The organism is Kitasatospora sp. Root107, assembly GCF_001424875.1.
Classification (GTDB): domain Bacteria; phylum Actinomycetota; class Actinomycetes; order Streptomycetales; family Streptomycetaceae; genus Kitasatospora.
The window spans coordinates 162,919-163,755 of the sequence record NZ_LMCT01000018.1 but is presented as its reverse complement, the minus strand read 5'-3'; the positions used below and the strand labels follow the sequence as shown (position 1 = coordinate 163,755).

Annotated in this window: 1 protein-coding gene; it reads left to right on the top strand. The window is 73.5% G+C overall.

Going from position 1 to position 837, the window contains the following annotated elements; all coding sequences use genetic code 11:
* The coding region (locus tag ASC99_RS18610; protein WP_235583062.1) for an aldo/keto reductase at window positions 1-837 on the top strand (837 nt) is incomplete at both ends.

Genomic DNA, 837 nt, shown 5'->3' with positions numbered 1-837 from the left:
GAGCTCGCCTTCGGCGCCGCGGGCATCGGCAACCTGTTCACCCCGGTCACCGACGAGCAGGCCGCCGACGCTGTCGCGGCCGCCTGGGACACCGGCATCCACACCTTCGACACCGCCCCGCACTACGGTCTCGGCCTCTCCGAACGCCGGCTCGGCGCCGTACTACGCGAGCACCCGAAGGACGAGTACACCCTGTCCACGAAGGTCGGCCGGCTGCTGGAACCGGTCGCCTTCAACGGCGGCGACGACCTCGCCAACGGCTTCGCCGTGCCCGCCACCCACCGCCGCGTCTGGGACTTCAGCGCGCAGGGCGTACGCCGCTCCATCGAGGAGAGCCTTCAGCGCCTCGGGACCGACCGGATCGACATCGCCTACCTGCACGACCCGGACGACCACGCGGAGCAGGCCCTCGCCGAGGCCTATCCGGAGCTGGAACGCCTGCGTGCCGACGGCCGGCTGGGGGCGATCGGCGTCGGCATGAACCAGGCCGGGCTGCTCGCCCGCTTCGTCCGCGACACGGACGTCGACGTCGTCCTGCTCGCCGGCCGCTACAGCCTGCTCGACCAGCGTGGCCTGGCCGAACTCCTGCCGCTGGCCGAGCAGCGCGGGGTCGGTGTCGTCATCGGCGGCGTCTTCAACTCCGGCCTGCTGGCCGACCCGCGCCCCGGCGCCACCTTCGACTACACCGCAGCCCCCGCGGACCTGGTGCAGCGGGCGCTCGACCTCAAGGCCGTCTGCGAGCGGCACGGAGTACCGCTGCGCGCCGCCGCCCTGCGGTTCCCGTTCGGGCACCCCGCCGTCGCGAGCGTCCTGGTCGGCACCCGCAGTGCCGACGAG